17 protein-coding genes and 1 pseudogene are annotated in these 14,181 nt (G+C 68.0%); 11 read left to right on the top strand and 7 right to left on the bottom strand.

All coding sequences use genetic code 11. The features are described 5' to 3' along the window. Window positions 1–61 precede the first annotated feature (61 nt). The 4 genes and pseudogenes from ACIRG5_RS33355 (at window position 62) to ACIRG5_RS33340 (ending at window position 3,226) form a co-directional block, all read left to right on the top strand. A complete protein-coding gene (locus ACIRG5_RS33355; protein WP_330271303.1) occupies window positions 62–247 on the top strand; it encodes a hypothetical protein in 186 nt (61 codons plus the stop codon). A gap of 116 nt (window positions 248–363) precedes the next feature. Further along, the gene (locus tag ACIRG5_RS33350; protein WP_402912171.1) at window positions 364–1,746 is read left to right on the top strand and encodes an NAD-dependent malic enzyme; all 1,383 of its coding nucleotides are present in this window, start codon (window positions 364–366) and stop codon (window positions 1,744–1,746) included. A 117-nt stretch (window positions 1,747–1,863) separates the two neighbouring features. Beyond that, window positions 1,864–2,337 carry a cyclic pyranopterin monophosphate synthase MoaC gene (moaC, locus tag ACIRG5_RS33345; protein ID WP_319975818.1) on the top strand — a complete coding sequence of 158 codons (474 nt, stop codon included), beginning with the start codon at window positions 1,864–1,866 and terminating at the stop codon, window positions 2,335–2,337. After that, a pseudogene (locus tag ACIRG5_RS33340) lies at window positions 2,322–3,226 on the top strand (molybdenum cofactor biosynthesis protein MoaE). Before moaC ends, ACIRG5_RS33340 begins: the two are co-directional and overlap by 16 nt. A gap of 653 nt (window positions 3,227–3,879) precedes the next feature. Here the strand turns inward: ACIRG5_RS33340 and ACIRG5_RS33335 are convergent. From ACIRG5_RS33335 to moaA, 3 genes are all read right to left on the bottom strand, one after another. Then, on the bottom strand, window positions 3,880–4,521 hold the full coding sequence (locus ACIRG5_RS33335; RefSeq protein ID WP_402912167.1) for a transglycosylase family protein: 642 nt from the start codon (window positions 4,519–4,521) through the stop codon (window positions 3,880–3,882). A 601-nt stretch (window positions 4,522–5,122) separates the two neighbouring features. Then, window positions 5,123–5,371, bottom strand: coding sequence for a MoaD/ThiS family protein (locus ACIRG5_RS33330; protein ID WP_402912164.1), 249 nt, complete (start codon window positions 5,369–5,371; stop codon window positions 5,123–5,125). An 11-nt stretch (window positions 5,372–5,382) separates the two neighbouring features. Further along, window positions 5,383–6,441: a GTP 3',8-cyclase MoaA gene (gene moaA, locus ACIRG5_RS33325; RefSeq protein ID WP_402912161.1), complete on the bottom strand. Its 1,059-nt coding sequence runs from the start codon at window positions 6,439–6,441 to the stop codon at window positions 5,383–5,385. Window positions 6,442–6,556: 115 nt separating this feature from the next. On the opposite strand from moaA, the gene ACIRG5_RS33320 reads away from it, so the two are divergent. The 4 genes from ACIRG5_RS33320 to ACIRG5_RS33305 are packed head-to-tail and all read left to right on the top strand — an operon-like array spanning window position 6,557 to window position 10,248. Next, on the top strand, window positions 6,557–7,003 hold the full coding sequence (locus ACIRG5_RS33320) for a MarR family winged helix-turn-helix transcriptional regulator (RefSeq protein ID WP_402912158.1): 447 nt from the start codon (window positions 6,557–6,559) through the stop codon (window positions 7,001–7,003). A 4-nt stretch (window positions 7,004–7,007) separates the two neighbouring features. Continuing rightward, on the top strand, window positions 7,008–7,799 hold the full coding sequence (locus tag ACIRG5_RS33315) for an HAD-IIA family hydrolase (RefSeq protein ID WP_402912156.1): 792 nt from the start codon (window positions 7,008–7,010) through the stop codon (window positions 7,797–7,799). Window positions 7,800–7,852: 53 nt separating this feature from the next. After that, complete coding sequence (locus tag ACIRG5_RS33310; RefSeq protein ID WP_402912637.1) at window positions 7,853–8,638, top strand: metallophosphoesterase; 786 nt, start codon at window positions 7,853–7,855, stop codon at window positions 8,636–8,638. A gap of 14 nt (window positions 8,639–8,652) precedes the next feature. Beyond that, window positions 8,653–10,248: an AMP-binding protein gene (locus tag ACIRG5_RS33305; protein ID WP_402912153.1), complete on the top strand. Its 1,596-nt coding sequence runs from the start codon at window positions 8,653–8,655 to the stop codon at window positions 10,246–10,248. Here ACIRG5_RS33305 and ACIRG5_RS33300 read toward each other — a convergent pair. Further along, entirely contained in the window at window positions 10,245–10,727 is a 483-nt protein-coding gene (locus ACIRG5_RS33300) for a DUF3558 family protein (RefSeq protein ID WP_402912150.1), read from the bottom strand. The two genes, ACIRG5_RS33305 and ACIRG5_RS33300, sit on opposite strands and share 4 nt — an antisense overlap. Window positions 10,728–10,834: 107 nt before the next feature. On the opposite strand from ACIRG5_RS33300, the gene ACIRG5_RS33295 reads away from it, so the two are divergent. After that, window positions 10,835–11,227: a VOC family protein gene (locus tag ACIRG5_RS33295; RefSeq protein WP_402912147.1), complete on the top strand. Its 393-nt coding sequence runs from the start codon at window positions 10,835–10,837 to the stop codon at window positions 11,225–11,227. Window positions 11,228–11,284: 57 nt separating this feature from the next. Here ACIRG5_RS33295 and ACIRG5_RS33290 read toward each other — a convergent pair whose 3' ends face one another. Next, on the bottom strand, window positions 11,285–11,659 hold the full coding sequence (locus ACIRG5_RS33290) for a YccF domain-containing protein (RefSeq protein WP_319975805.1): 375 nt from the start codon (window positions 11,657–11,659) through the stop codon (window positions 11,285–11,287). 22 nt (window positions 11,660–11,681) lie between these two features. Between ACIRG5_RS33290 and ACIRG5_RS33285 the strand changes: the two genes are divergently transcribed. Then, window positions 11,682–12,632: a Gfo/Idh/MocA family protein gene (locus ACIRG5_RS33285; protein WP_402912143.1), complete on the top strand. Its 951-nt coding sequence runs from the start codon at window positions 11,682–11,684 to the stop codon at window positions 12,630–12,632. Window positions 12,633–12,750: 118 nt separating this feature from the next. Here the strand turns inward: ACIRG5_RS33285 and ACIRG5_RS33280 are convergent, their stop codons facing one another. Then, the gene (locus ACIRG5_RS33280; RefSeq protein ID WP_402912140.1) at window positions 12,751–13,293 is read right to left on the bottom strand and encodes a TetR/AcrR family transcriptional regulator; all 543 of its coding nucleotides are present in this window, start codon (window positions 13,291–13,293) and stop codon (window positions 12,751–12,753) included. A gap of 52 nt (window positions 13,294–13,345) precedes the next feature. Between ACIRG5_RS33280 and ACIRG5_RS33275 the strand changes: the two genes are divergently transcribed. Next, window positions 13,346–13,963, top strand: a complete 618-nt coding sequence (locus ACIRG5_RS33275) for an HAD family hydrolase (protein ID WP_402912137.1) — start codon at window positions 13,346–13,348, stop codon at window positions 13,961–13,963. Here the strand turns inward: ACIRG5_RS33275 and ACIRG5_RS33270 are convergent. After that, window positions 13,935–14,138, bottom strand: coding sequence for a hypothetical protein (locus tag ACIRG5_RS33270; protein WP_402912134.1), 204 nt, complete (start codon window positions 14,136–14,138; stop codon window positions 13,935–13,937). The genes ACIRG5_RS33275 and ACIRG5_RS33270 overlap by 29 nt on opposite strands. Window positions 14,139–14,181 lie beyond the last annotated feature (43 nt).

The following is a 14,181-nucleotide window of genomic DNA, read 5'->3' as shown; positions in this document are numbered from 1 at the left end:
GGTGATCTCGTCGTCCTCTGTCACACTTGTCGCGTCATCTGGCACCACCGAGGAGGAGAACGTGGCGAAAGGACGCCCTGGACGGGTCGACCCGCACTGGCCGGAAGGTCCGGACGGCGGCCACCCCGTCACCGAACTGACCAGTGACGTGCAGGGTGCGCTGTCCCCGTTCGGCACGGTGACGTTCCCGCTGTCGTCGGACGACCTCCCGTACCGGCACCCGGTGACCGAGATCAACAAATCCTGATCGGTCCTCATCGGACTGTCAGGGCGGTCTTAAGACTGCCGAGTCGCGTGCGTACCGCAATGGGCCCGGGGATAGGCTCACTTCCCGCTTGAGCTGTACTTCGTGGGAGGACGACGATGCCGGTCCCCGGCCCTGGTTACTCGATCACCGTTCGTCTGGAGGCGCCGCCGTCAGCGAGCGCCGCGGGTGACCTCACCTCGGCCGTCGGCCGCGCCGGCGGTGTGATCACGGCGTTCGACGTCGTCGAGTCGCACAACGACCGCGTCGTCATCGACCTCACGTGCAACGCCCTGTCCGCGAACCACGCCAAGGACATCACCGACACGCTGGAGACGTTGCCCGGCATCGTCGTCCGCAAGGTGTCGGACCGCACGTTCCTCGTGCACCTCGGTGGCAAGATCGAGATCGCGTCCAAGGTGCCGCTGCGCAACCGTGACGACCTCTCCCGCGCGTACACGCCGGGTGTCGCCCGCGTGTGCGAGGCCATCGCCAAGAACCCGGACGACGCGCGCCGCCTGACCATCAAGCGCAACACCGTCGCCGTGGTGACCGACGGGTCCGCGGTCCTGGGCCTCGGCAACCTCGGCCCCGCCGCCGCCCTGCCCGTGATGGAGGGCAAGGCCGCGCTGTTCAAGAAGTTCGCCGGCGTCGACGCCTGGCCGGTCTGCCTGGACACCCAGGACACCGAGGAGATCATCCGCGCGGTCGAGCTCATCGCTCCCGTGTACGGCGGCATCAACCTCGAGGACATCTCCGCGCCGCGCTGCTTCGAGATCGAGGCCCGCCTGCGCGAGAAGCTCGACATCCCGGTGTTCCACGACGACCAGCACGGCACGGCCATCGTCGTCGTCGCCGCGTTGCGCAACGCCCTGCGCGTCGTGAAGAAGGACATCAAGAACTGCCGCATCACGGTCTGCGGCGTCGGCGCGGCCGGTTCCGCGATCATCCGCCTGCTGCAGGCCCAGTCGCCCGGCGACATCATCGCCGTGGACGTCGACGGCATCGTGCACCGCGACCGTCCCGGCCTGGACTCGAACCTGAAGTCCATCGCCGCGACCACGAACAAGGGCAACGAGTCCGGCCGCCTGCACGACGCGCTGGTCGGCTCCGACGTGTTCATCGGCGTCTCGGCCCCCAACCTGTTCGGCGCGGACCAGGTCGCCACGATGGCCAAGGACGCCATCGTGTTCGCGCTGGCCAACCCGGACCCGGAGATCGACCCGATGGAGGCCCAGCAGCACGCCGCCGTCGTCGCGACCGGCCGCTCGGACTTCCCGAACCAGATCAACAACGTGCTGGCGTTCCCCGGCGTCTTCCGCGGCCTGCTGGACGCGCACGCCCGCACCATCACCGACGCGATGCTGCTGGCCGCCGCGCAGGCCATCGCGGACGTGGTGGACGGCGACCGCCTCAACGCGTCGTTCATCGTCCCGTCGGTCTTCGACAACACCGTTGCTCCGGCCGTGGCCGAAGCGGTGCGCAAGGCCGCGACTTCCTAAGGCCGCTGTGACGCCAGTACAAGCCAAAGCCGTAAAGACCTCAAACGGGCGAAGTGCGTGCCCGCTTGAGGTCTTTACGCACGGGCTGTAGGCCTTGGGCAGGCATACGATCGCCGTATGACCAAGCAGTTCACCCACCTGGACTCCCACGGCGCGGCCCGGATGGTCGACGTCTCCGGCAAGGAGCAGACCACCCGGACCGCCGTGGCCACCGGGATCCTGCACACGACCGCCGAGGTGGTTGCGTTGCTGGGCGCCGACGGCCTGCCCAAGGGCGACGCCCTGGCCACGGCCAGGATCGCCGGCATCATGGCCGCGAAGCGCACCTGGGAACTCGTGCCCCTGTGCCACCCGATCTCGTTGTCTTCGGTGGTGGTCGACCTGGCCCTGGCCTCGGACTCCGTGCTGATCACGGCCACGGTCCGCACCACCGACCGCACCGGCGTCGAGATGGAGGCCCTGACCGCGGTGTCCGTGGCCGGCCTGACGTTGCACGACATGGTGAAGTCGGTCGACCCCGCCGCCTCGTTGGACGCGGTTCGGGTGGAGCGCAAGGAAGGCGGCAAGTCCGGTCTGTGGGAGCGTCCGTGAAGGCAGTGGTGATCACCGCTTCCAACCGTGCTGCCGCCGGGGTCTACGCCGATCGCAGCGGACCGTTGATCGTCGAATGGCTCTCGTCGCGCGGGTTCTCGGTTTCCGCCCCGGTCGTCGTGCCTGATGGCGATCCGGTCCAGAAGGCGCTGGCCGACGCGGTGGCCTCCGGGGCTGACCTCGTTCTGACCACCGGTGGGACCGGAATCAACCCGACCGACCGGACTCCCGAGGCCACGCGGGCCGTGCTGGACTACGAGGTGCCCGGCCTGGCCGACGTGATCCGCATGTCCGGCTGGCCGCGCGTGCCAGGATCCGTGTTGTCGCGCGGAGTGGCCGGGGTGGCCGGGCGGACGTTGATCGTGAACCTGCCCGGGTCGACCGGCGGGGTGCGGGACGGGCTGGACGTGTTGGCCTCGGTCGTCGAGCATGCTCTCGACCAGCTGCGTGGAGGTGACCACAAATGAGCGTTGTGCTGCGGGCCGTTGTGACCGAGGAGCCGCTGTCGGTCGAGGAGCACGCCGCGCTGGTCGGGTCTGACCGGGCTGGTGCCGTGGTCACCTTTTCTGGCGTTGTGCGGGATCACGACGGTGGGCGGTCGGTGCTGGAGTTGGAGTACCACTCGCACCCGTCTGCTTCGGATGTGGTGGCTGAGGTTGTTTCTTCCTTGGCTGAGAAGTACTCCGGGGTGCACGGGATTGCCGTTTCGCACCGGGTCGGGCCGTTGAAGATCGGCGATGTCGCCCTTGCGTGTGCGGTGGCCGCGGAGCATCGGGGGGAAGCGTTTTCCCTTTGTGCTGACCTGGTGGACGAGGTCAAGGCTCGGTTGCCGGTGTGGAAGCGGCAGGTGTTCTCCGGGGGCGAGGACGAGTGGGTCAACTGCCCCTGAGGTCGGTGGCGCGGGTCCGCTTGCGTTGGCCGTTCCTGTTCCAGCGGGGTTGGTCGCGTTCCGTGCGGGTGGTCACCTTGCGAGGGTGGTCCCTCGGGTCGTGACAGAACTGAGCGGGGTTGCGATTGGGGCTTGACCTTGAGCCTCTGGCGGGATGCTTGACGGCCGGAAAAGGCCGGGCTGAAAAGCGCCCGGCCGTGCCCATGCGGGGAGCATCCCGCCCACTCAAGGTAAAGCCCCAATCGCCTTGAAGGGCCCGAACCGCTACCCGGCGCTCTAGGTTCAGACGGCTCGCTTCGCATCGCCACGCCAGGCTTCGTCCGTGGTTGCCTTGCGTTGGTGCGCGCCTGGTGGCACCGCGCGGGGCGTTTTGTGTTGGCGGGCTCGGCCGTGTGGGTCGGCTTGCGTTGGCTCGTCGCGTTCCAGCGGGGTGGTCGCCTGCCGTGAGGGCGTCACCTTGCGAGGGTGGTCCCGCGGGCGTGTCTCCCTCGGTCTTGCAGCCCGTTCGGCGCCGTTGTGCGGAGACGCAGGCAGGGACCTCACCGTCGGGGGGTAACGGTGAGATCCCTGGTCCTGTGTCAGCCCGCGTCAGAGGGGCTGGCGTTCGTGCGGCCTGTCAGATCCGAGGTGAATCGGTCCGAGTCCTGGAAGACTCAGATCAGGATCTTGTGGCCCGGGAAGATCAGGTCGGGGTTCGTGAGGAAGTCCTTGTTCTTCTCCACGATGGCCTGGTAACCGCCGGCGACCTTGTTGGCATCGGCGATCTTCGACAGGGTGTCGCCCGCCTTGATCTCGTAGTTGCCGGACGGGTTCGTCTTCGAACCCGCGAGCGCGACGACCGGGGCCTGCTGCACCGGTGCGGTCTGGCGCTGCTGCGGCTGGGCCTTGCGCTGCTGCTGCGGGACGGCCTTGGCAGCGGGGGCCGGGGCCGAGTTGGCGCCCAGCTTGCGGCTGCAGGCGGGCCAGGCGTTGCTGACGCCCTGGCCGGCGGCCACGCGCTCGGCGACAGCGATCTGCTGTTCGCGGGAGGCGTTGGCCGGGCTGCCCTGGCCGCCGTAGGCGTTCCAGGTCTGCTGGGTGAACTGCAGGCCGCCGTAGTAGCCGTTGCCCGTGTTGGCGCCCCAGTTACCACTTGCCTCGCACTGCGCGAGGGCGTCCCAGTTCACGGGGGCCGCGTTGGCGGTGCCAACGGCCAGGCCCAGAGGGGCGCCGGCGATGATGCCGACGGCCGCGACCTTGGCGATAGTGCGAGCGGCGGAACTCTGCTTGCCCTGCTTGCCACGGTTGAAAGCCATGTGCCTCTCGGTCCACCACACCTGCTGCCAGGAACTCGGGTTCGGGGCCCGGTGCGTTCCTGCGTCCCAGTCCGGCGGTTTCTCTCGCTCGGGGTTGTTCCGGAGCACCGTCGGACTGGGTTCGGTGCTGGTGCTCCGGTCGTGCTCTTGGCCGGTTCGGGGCCAGCCGAGGAGCGACCGTACGTAACCGGCGGGGCCCTCATCAAATGTTTGTGCCTGTGACGCGCATCACAGTAACGGTTTGGAGTGTTGTGCAGAGCCTACAAACGCGCAGGTCAAAGGTGTCGTTATCGGTCCGTTTCCATTCTGAGATCGGGCGAAAACTATTACGGAAAGTGAGGCGTGGCTCACGCGTGCTGGGCCATCGGAGGCGGCGGACGGTCCCCTGAAAGGGGCGCCACGCCCACCACCTGACCGAGCCGGAACGACGTCCGAAACGCTCTCGCGGGGCTCGCGCGAAGGAGTAGCGGCCGGCACTTGATCGCCTGGGTGTTCTGGCCCTCCAGCGGGCTCCAGGCGGCTTCGTGAACCTGGGTGACGCGGGCACGCCAGGACCTGAGGCAGGAGGATCGACGCGCTCGCGAAGGCGTTGCCGGCTGCGTCAGCCGCCGGCGAACGGCGGCAGCACGTCCAGCTGGGAACCCGCAGGCACGCGCACCGACGTGTCGCGGACCGCGACGCCGTCCAGCAGGAAGCTCGACGCGGCGAGGACCTTGCCGAGCTTGTCGCCGTGCCGTTCGCCGATGGTGCTGACCACGAGCGCCACGGTGGGTTCGGAGGTGTCGAGCAGCAGGTCCTCGTCGGAGACCCCGGCCGCGGCGCGGGCGCCCGCGAAATAGCGGATCTTCACGGCCGTCACTGTCATCCTCCGATGGCGCTCATGGGGCGGTCGGGCTGCGAGAAGCCCGCGTCGTTGATGCCGTGACCGGCCGCCTTGGCCCACATTGTGGCACGCCAGGCGTCGGCGATCGCGGCGTCGGGGGAGCCGTCGCGCAGCAGCGCGCGCAGGTCGGTCTCGCTCTGGCTGAACAGGCAGTTGCGGATCTGGCCGTCCGAGGTGAGCCGGGTGCGGTCGCAGGCGGCGCAGAACGGCCTGGTCACCGACGCGATCACGCCGACGACCGCGGGACCGCCGTCGACCAGCCAGCGTTCGGCCGGAGCACCGCCGCGCGGGGTCTCCTCCGGCGTCAGCGTGTAGGCGGACGAGAGCATCGTGAGGATCTCATCGGCCGTGACCATGTTTGTGCGCGTCCAGCCGTGTTGCGCATCGAGCGGCATCTGTTCGATGAACCGCAGCTGGTAGCCGTTCTCGACGCAGAACCGCAGCAGCGGGACGGCCTCGTCCTCGTTCAACCCGCGCATCAGCACGGAGTTGACCTTCACCGGTTCCAGCCCGGCCTCTCGGGCGGCGTCCAGGCCGTCCAGCACGTCCGTGATGCGGTCGCGCCTGGTCAGCGTCGCGAACCGGTCCGGGTCGAGGGTGTCGAGCGAGACGTTGATCCGGTTCAGACCGGCGTCCTTGAGCGACTGGGCCCTGCGCTTGAGGCCGATGCCGTTCGACGTCATCGACATGCGCGGACGGGGCTCCAGCGCGGCCGTCGCGGCGATGACCTGCTCGAGGCCGCGCCGCAGCAACGGCTCGCCGCCGGTGAACCTGATGTCGGTGACGCCCAGGTCGACGACCGCGATGCGCATGAGCCGGATCAGCTCGTCGTCGGTGAGCAGCTCGTCCTTCTGCAGCCAGTCGAGGCCCTCGGCGGGCATGCAGTAGGTGCAGCGCAGGTTGCACCGGTCGGTCAGCGAGACGCGGAGGTCCTTCGCCACCCGGCCGAACCTGTCGACCAGCAGCGGCGAGTCCGGACGTGCGGACACGTCAGGAGTGCCGCGCACGATGGGTATTCCCAGCTCAACTGCAGTCACCTTGTTTAGCTTAATGAACAACCCGCTGTAGGTGACTCCACAAACGAGGTTTCTCACTCTCTGCCCGTTTGGAGCACTCCCACAACGAATTGTCTTAGTGGCTAAGATGTTCAACATGGAACCTGAAGTGCTCGAGAGGTTCACCTGGTACATGCGGGAGCAGAGCGCGCTCACCGTCATGTTCCACACGAAGGTCGCCGCCAGGATGGGCCTGTCCGCGACCGACGAGAAGTGCCTCGACCTGGCGATGAGGGCCGGGGGGCCGATCACGGCCGGTCGCCTCGCCGAACTCTCCGGGCTCTCCACCGGCGCCGTCACGGGCGTGATCGACCGCCTCGAACGCGCCGGTTTCGTCCGCCGGGTCCGGGATCCGCACGACCGCCGCAAGGTGCTGGTCGAGGTCACGGTCGGCGACGTGGAGAAGTTCGGCCAGCTGTTCGAGGAGGCCCGGCAGAGCCTCATCGAGGTGCTCGGCCACTTCGGCGACGATGAACTCCAGGTGATCGAACGTTATCTCCAGCTCCAGATCGCGACGTTCCGCGCCCGCGTGATCGATACTTAGACCCATGTGGCACTACTTGATGGACATGGACGGCGTCCTCGTGCACGAGGAGCACCTCATCCCGGGAGCGGACGAGCTGGTCGCGGAGCTTCGTGCCGCCGAGACCCCGTTCCTCGTGCTCACGAACAACTCCATCTACACGCCACGGGACCTGCGCGCGCGTCTGCAGCGCACCGGCCTGGACATCCCGGAGAAGTCCATCTGGACGTCCGCGCTGGCCACGGCCAAGTTCCTCGACTCGCAGCGCCCGAACGGCTCGGCGTTCGTCATCGGCGAGGCCGGCCTCACCACCGCGCTGCACGAGATCGGCTACGTGCTGACCGACCGCGACCCGGACTACGTGGTGCTCGGCGAGACCCGCACCTACAGCTTCACCGCGATCACCAAGGCCATCCGCCTGGTCGAGGAGGGCGCGAAGTTCATCGCGACCAACCCCGACGCGACCGGCCCGTCGCGCGAGGGCTCGCTGCCCGCGACCGGTGCCGTGGCGGCGTTGATCGAGCGCGCCACCGGCCGTGAGCCTTATTACGTCGGCAAGCCGAACCCGTTGATGATGCGCTCGGCTCTGCGCGCGCTGGGCTCGCACTCCGAGAACGCGCTGATGATCGGCGACCGCATGGACACCGACGTGCGTTCGGGCCTGGAAGCGGGTCTGCAGACCATCCTCGTGCTGTCCGGCGTCTTCACGGCCGAGAGCGCGGAGATGTTCCCGTACCGGCCGACGCGCGTGCTGAAGTCGATCGCTGAGCTCGTCGGTCACTCTCAGGACCCGTTCGGCGACTGGACTGACCACTGACGCGCGAGGGTTCATCACCTATCGTCGCGGAGGTGGACACGGATCGCCGTCCGATGTACGTCGTGGGTGACGTGCACGGGCACCTCGCAGAACTGACCAGAGCCCTGCACGTCGCCGAGCTGTGCGACGAGGACGGTCACTGGGCGGGTGGCGAGGCCGAGCTGTGGTTCCTCGGCGACTTCGTGGACCGCGGACCCGACGGGGTGGGCGTGATCGACCTGGTCATGCGCCTCGGCGAGGAGGCGGCGGAGGCCGGTGGCTCGGTCAGCTCGTTGATCGGCAACCACGAGGTCCTGCTGCTCGGCATGCACCGGTTCGGCGACGAGCAGGTGCCCGACAGCATGGGGCCGCGGTCGTTCGCGCGCAGCTGGCTGCTCAACGGCGGGCTGCGCAGCGACCAGGACCGGCTGACCGACGAGCACGTCGAGTGGCTCACCAACCGGCCGGTGCTGAAGCTGCGCGACGACCACCTGCTGATGCACTCCGACACGGTGGCCTACCTCGAATGGGGGTCCTCGATCGAAGAGGTCAACGAGGCCGTCCGGCACGTGCTCAAGGGCGACGACCTCGTCGACTGGTGGGAGTGCTGGCGCAAGATGACGACCCGGTACGCGTTCCGGGGGCCGCAGGGGCCGGAAATCGCGGACGAGCTGCTCGCGACCCTCGGCGGCGGCACGATCGTGCACGGCCACAGCGTCATCGCGGATCAGCTCGGGGTGCCGCCGGACCAGATCGACGGGCCTCTCGTCTACGCCGACGACAAGGTGCTGGCGATCGACGCCGGCCTCTACAGCGGCGGTCCGTGCCTGGTCGTGCCCTTGCCATACGCCGGAGCCTGACTACCGTCTGGTGGATGACCGCCAGCTACTCCTCGGGCACCTCCGCCGCCCCGCTGCTGGGCGACACGATCCACGCGAACCTCGCGGCGACCGTCGCGCGCTTCGGCGACCGTGAGGCACTTGTCGACAAAGCAACAGATCGACGATGGACGTACGCGGAGCTCTCGGCAGAGGTCGACCGGGCCGCCGCCGGCCTCACGACGCTGGGCGTGCGCAAGGGCGACCGGGTCGGGATCTGGGCGCCGAACTGCGCCGAGTGGGTGTTCGTGCAGTACGCGACGGCCCGGATCGGCGCGATCCTGGTCAACGTCAACCCGGCGTACCGCGTGCACGAGCTGGAGTACGTGCTGAACCAGGCGGGCATCCACACGCTGGTGTCCGCGCGGTCGTTCAAGACGTCCGACTACGCGGCCATGATCGAAGAGGTGCGGCCGCGCTGCACCGAGCTGCGCAACGTCGTGTTCGTCGACGATCCGCAGTGGACCGGCGACGAGATCCCGGACGTCGAGCTGGACCGCGACGACCCGATCAACATCCAGTACACATCGGGCACCACTGGCTTCCCCAAGGGTGCGACCCTCTCGCACCACAACATCCTCAACAACGGCTACTTCGTCGGTGAGCTGGTCAACTACACCGAGCACGACCGCATCTGCGTGGTGCCGCCGTTCTACCACTGCTTCGGCATGGTCATGGGCAACCTCGCCGCCACGAGCCACGGCGCGTGCGTCGTGATCCCGGCACCGGCTTTCGACCCGGCGAAAACCCTTGCGGCCGTTCAGGAAGAGAAGTGCACGTCGCTCTACGGCGTGCCGACGATGTTCATCGCGATGCTGGACCTGGCCGACGGCTACGACCTGTCGTCGTTGCGCACCGGCATCATGGCGGGCTCGCCGTGCCCGGTCGAGGTGATGAAGCAGGTCGTCGACCGGATGGGCATGCGCGAGGTCTCGATCTGCTACGGCATGACCGAAACCTCCCCGGTGTCAACGCAGACGCGCGTGGACGACTCCCTCGACCGTCGCGTTGGGACGGTCGGCAGGGTCGGCCCGCACCTCGAGGTCAAGATCGTCGACCCGGACACGGGCCGCACGGTCCCGCGCGGTGAACCGGGGGAACTGTGCACGCGCGGCTACTCCGTCATGCTCGGCTACTGGAACGAGCCGGAGAAGACCGCGGAGGCCGTCGACCCGGCCGGCTGGATGCACACCGGCGACCTCGCGGTGATGGATGACGACGACTACGTGAACATCACCGGCCGCATCAAGGACATGGTCATCCGCGGCGGCGAGAACATCTACCCGCGCGAGATCGAGGAGTTCCTCTACACCCACCCGGACGTGCTCGACGCCCAGGTGATCGGTGTGCCCGACGCCCGCTACGGCGAGGAGCTGATGGCCTGGGTGCGCCTGCGCGACGGCGCCTCGGGGTTGACCGCCGAGGCCGTGCGGGAGTTCTGCGCCGGCAAGCTCGCCCACTACAAGATCCCGCGCTACGTGCACGTGGTGGACGAGTTCCCGATGACGGTCACCGGCAAGATCCGCAAGGTGGAGATGCGGGCGAAGTCGGTGGAGCTGCTCAACCTCGACGACAGCGCGAAGCACGCCTAGGACAACTTCGGTTCGATCACCTTCATCACGGCCTGGGCGATCTCGCACGACCTGCCGCCGGCATCGGTGAGGACTTCCGCGGCCGCGACGCCGCCGGGATGCGTCAGCACGACACCGCACGTGCCCGTCCCCCTGCTGTTCTCGGCGAGCAGCCCGGAGTGCCCGCCGATGGTGATCGGCGAGGTCTTCAGTCCGTCCGGCTTCGCGAGGTACTGCTCGGGCGTGGACCTGTCGCGAAGGCTGATCGAGAGCGGGCCGGAGTCGTCCGAGAGCCAGAAGCAGCTCGAAGCGTTCGCGTACCCGTGGTGGAACCGGTGCTCGGTCAGGTCGGCCGGGTCGAACAGGCGGCACGCCGGTGTGTCCGCGGGCGTCGTCGACGGCACCACGAAGGGCTCGACGGTCTTGACCGGAGGCCGGACCATCGCGCATCCGGACAGCCCGAGAGCAGCGGCGAGCACGGCGAGGCGCAGAGTGTTCACGGAGCGAAATCGTCCCGCGAATCAACAATCTCCGCAGGTCAAAGTACCTCTTGCGGGAAGGGTGTGACGGGCGCAACATCAGTGGATTCCGCCGGAGGAGGCGCGCAATGCTCACCACCACCAGAACCACGACGATGCTGCCCGTCGAAGACCCCGAGCGCGCCGGCCGCTTCTACGCCGACATGCTCGGCCTCAAGCCCATCACCACGACCGAGGACGGCACGCGGATCTTCGCGCTCGGCCAGGGTGACGCGCTGGGACTGAGGCCTGCCGAGAAGGGGGCGCAGAGCCGGCAGACGGCCATCAGCTTCGAGGTGCCCGATCTGGAGGGCGAGATCGCGGAACTCGAAGGCAGGGGCGTGCGCTTCGAGGACTACGACCTGCCCGACTTCAAGACCACCGGCCACATCGCGGTCATGGGCAGCGAGCGCGCGGCGTGGTTCACCGACACCGAGGGCAACATCCTGTGCCTGCACGAGCTGTTGGACAGCGAAGCCTGAGAGCTCGTGCCACTGAGTGGTTCCCCGCGCCTCGCCCCGACGAGGCGCGGGGAACCCTCACGGGACCTCGATGATCTCCTTGCCCAGCGGCACCAGCGAGACCTTCACCAGCTTGAAGTTCGCGAGCCCGAGCGGGATTCCGATGATCGTGACGCAGAGCGCGATGCCGGTGATCACGTGGCCGATCGCGAGCCACACACCGGCGACGATGATCCAGATGACGTTGCCCAGCAGCGATCCGGTGCCGGCGCCCGGCTTGTCCACGACCTCGCGGCCGAACGGCCAGAGCGCGTAGTTCGCGATCCGGAACGACGCGATGCCCCACGGGATCGTGATGATCAGGACGCAGCAGATGAGCCCGGCGACCGCGTAGCCGACGGCCATCCAGAAACCGGCGAGCACCAGCCAGATCACGTTCAGGATGAGGCGCATGCCTCCAATCTAAGCTCACCTCATGAAGTGGGGTGTGATCGCTACAGGTGGAATCGCGCATGCCGTGACCGCCGACATGCTCAAGGCGGGTGCCACCGTGCTCGCGGTGTCCTCGCGGGACATCACCAAAGCCCAGAAGTTCGCGGAGAACTTCGGCATCGAGCGCGCGTACGGCGACTACCACGACCTGCTCGCCGACCCTGACGTCGAGGTCGTCTACGTCGCCACGCCGCACGGCCAGCACCACGAGGTCGTGCTGGCCGCGCTCGACGCCGGCAAGAACGTGCTGTGCGAGAAGGCTTTCGCGCTCACGGTCGCGGACGCCGAGGAGATGATCGAACGGGCACGATCGAAGAACCTCTTCCTCATGGAGGCCATGTGGACGCGGTTCAACCCGCTGGTCCGCAAGGTCCAGGAGGCGATCGAAGCCGGTGAGATCGGCGAGGTGCGGATGATCCGCGCCGACTTCGGCTTCCGGCACGCGTTCAGCGACGGCGACCGCCTGTGGGCCAAGGAAGCCGGCGGTGGCGCGACCCTCGACCTCGGCGTCTACCCGGTCGCGCTCACGCACCAACTGCTGGGCGTGCCAACGCACGTCCACGCGCACGGCAGCCTCGCACCGACCGAAGTGGACGCTGACGCGGGCATCTTCCTGGCCTACGACAACGGTGCCCACGCGTTGCTCAGCTGCTCGCTCGTCGCCAACACCGGGGCCCGCGCGGAGATCGTCGGCACCCGGGGCCGCATCGAGCTCGTCGACCCGATGTTCAACCCCACCGCCGTCGTGATCAACGGCGTCGAGCACACGATCGAGGACGAGGGCTACCAGCACCAGATCCGCGCCGTCGAGGAGAGCGTCGCCGCGGGACTGACGGAGAACCCGCGGATCACCTGGGAGAACACCCTGGAGGTCATGCGCACGCTCGAAGAAGCACTGCGCCAGCTCGGCGTCAGTTACGCCGGCGCCAAGTAGATCAACGCCACGTCCACCGCGAAGGCCACCACCCCAGCGGCGAACGTGACTGAGCGCCGGTTCGTGAACGAGGCCATCACGGACCGGCGCGAGGTCAGCCAGACCGACGTCTACCTGATCATGCGTCCATCGTCACTCTGGCGACCCGGACCACGGCGTCCATCGCGCTGTCCAGATCCCCGCTCGGCATCAGCAGATGGCTCAGGGCGAGCCGCACGGTCGTCTCCGCCGTGAACCGCACGTGCCTGCCGGGGAAGTGGTTGCTGAGGTGCTGTTCGACGACCTCGGTGGCGTAGAACAGGATCGGATGGCCGCGGATCGTGATGAACGGCAGCAGGTCCTCGGCGTTCTGCCCGGTCAGCACGGCCGAGACCAGGCGGTCCTTCTCGGTCTGCTCGAAGGTGAAGCGGAACGCCGACCGCATCGCCTCCCACGGGTCCGGGTCCTCCTTGAGCCGGGTCGCGATCCCGGTCAGGTACTCCTCCGTCTTGTGCACGGCGACGGCCTGGACGAGCCCTTCCTTGTTGCCGAACTCGTTGTAGACGGTCTGTCTGCTCACTCCGGCGCGACTGGCGACCTCGATCATGCGCAGCCCGTGGAATCCACGGGCCGCCAAGAGGTCGGCGGCCGAGTCCAGCAAGAGCTCGGTGATGTCGCTCACCGCTTCACCTTTACACAGTTACAGCTTTTGTAAAGACGTAGAGTGAGGTTCTGTGTCGTTCACCGTGGGCTTCGACCTGGACATGACCCTCATCGACCCGCGACCGGGCATGGCCGCCGTGCTGAACGAGGTGGGCGCCCGCACCGGGCACGCCCTCGACGGCGAGCACTTCGCGGCGAACCTCGGCCCGCCCCTCGACATGACCTACCGCGACATGGGCGTGCCCGAGGAGGAGATCCCGGACATGGTCTCGCTCTTCCGCGCCCTGTACCCGGAGCTCGTGATTCCCGGCACCGTCGCGTTGCCCGGAGCCGCCGCGGCGTTGCAGTGCGTCCGCGAACTCGGTGGCCGGACCATGGTCGTCACCGGCAAGTACCGCAAGAACGCCGCGCTGCACCTGGAAGCCATGGGCTGGGAGGTCGACCACCTCTACGGCGAGCTGTGGTCGACGGGCAAGGCCGAGTCGCTCAAGCTGCACGGCGCCGCTGTCTACGTCGGTGATCACGTCGGCGACATGAACGGCGCCAGGGCGGCCGGGGCGCTGGGCGTCGGCGTCGTCACGGGGCCGTGCTCGCGTGCGGAACTGGCCGAAGCGGGCGCGGCGGTCGTGCTGGAGGACCTGCGGGAGTTCCCGGAGTGGCTCAGGACTTCTTCCGGCGTGATTTCCTGATCACCGCGACGATCCCGAGCCCGAGGCCGATCGCGGGCAGGTAGGTGCCGGCGAAGTTCAGCCACGCGGGCAGGTCGCTGTGGCCCAGGGCGAAGAGCACGAAGACCGCGATGATCGCCAGTACGCCCACGGCGAACAGGCCGATGGCCAGCGGCATCAACTTCGGAACGGTCATGCCGAAGATGCTAGTCGCGCTAACGGAGGTGCCTACTTCAAGG

Origin of the sequence: Lentzea sp. NPDC102401 (genome assembly GCF_044765805.1) — a bacterium.
Lineage (GTDB): Bacteria > Actinomycetota > Actinomycetes > Mycobacteriales > Pseudonocardiaceae > Lentzea > Lentzea sokolovensis.
Note: the sequence above shows the minus strand (reverse complement) of the source record. Positions and strands in the feature narration are given on the sequence as shown.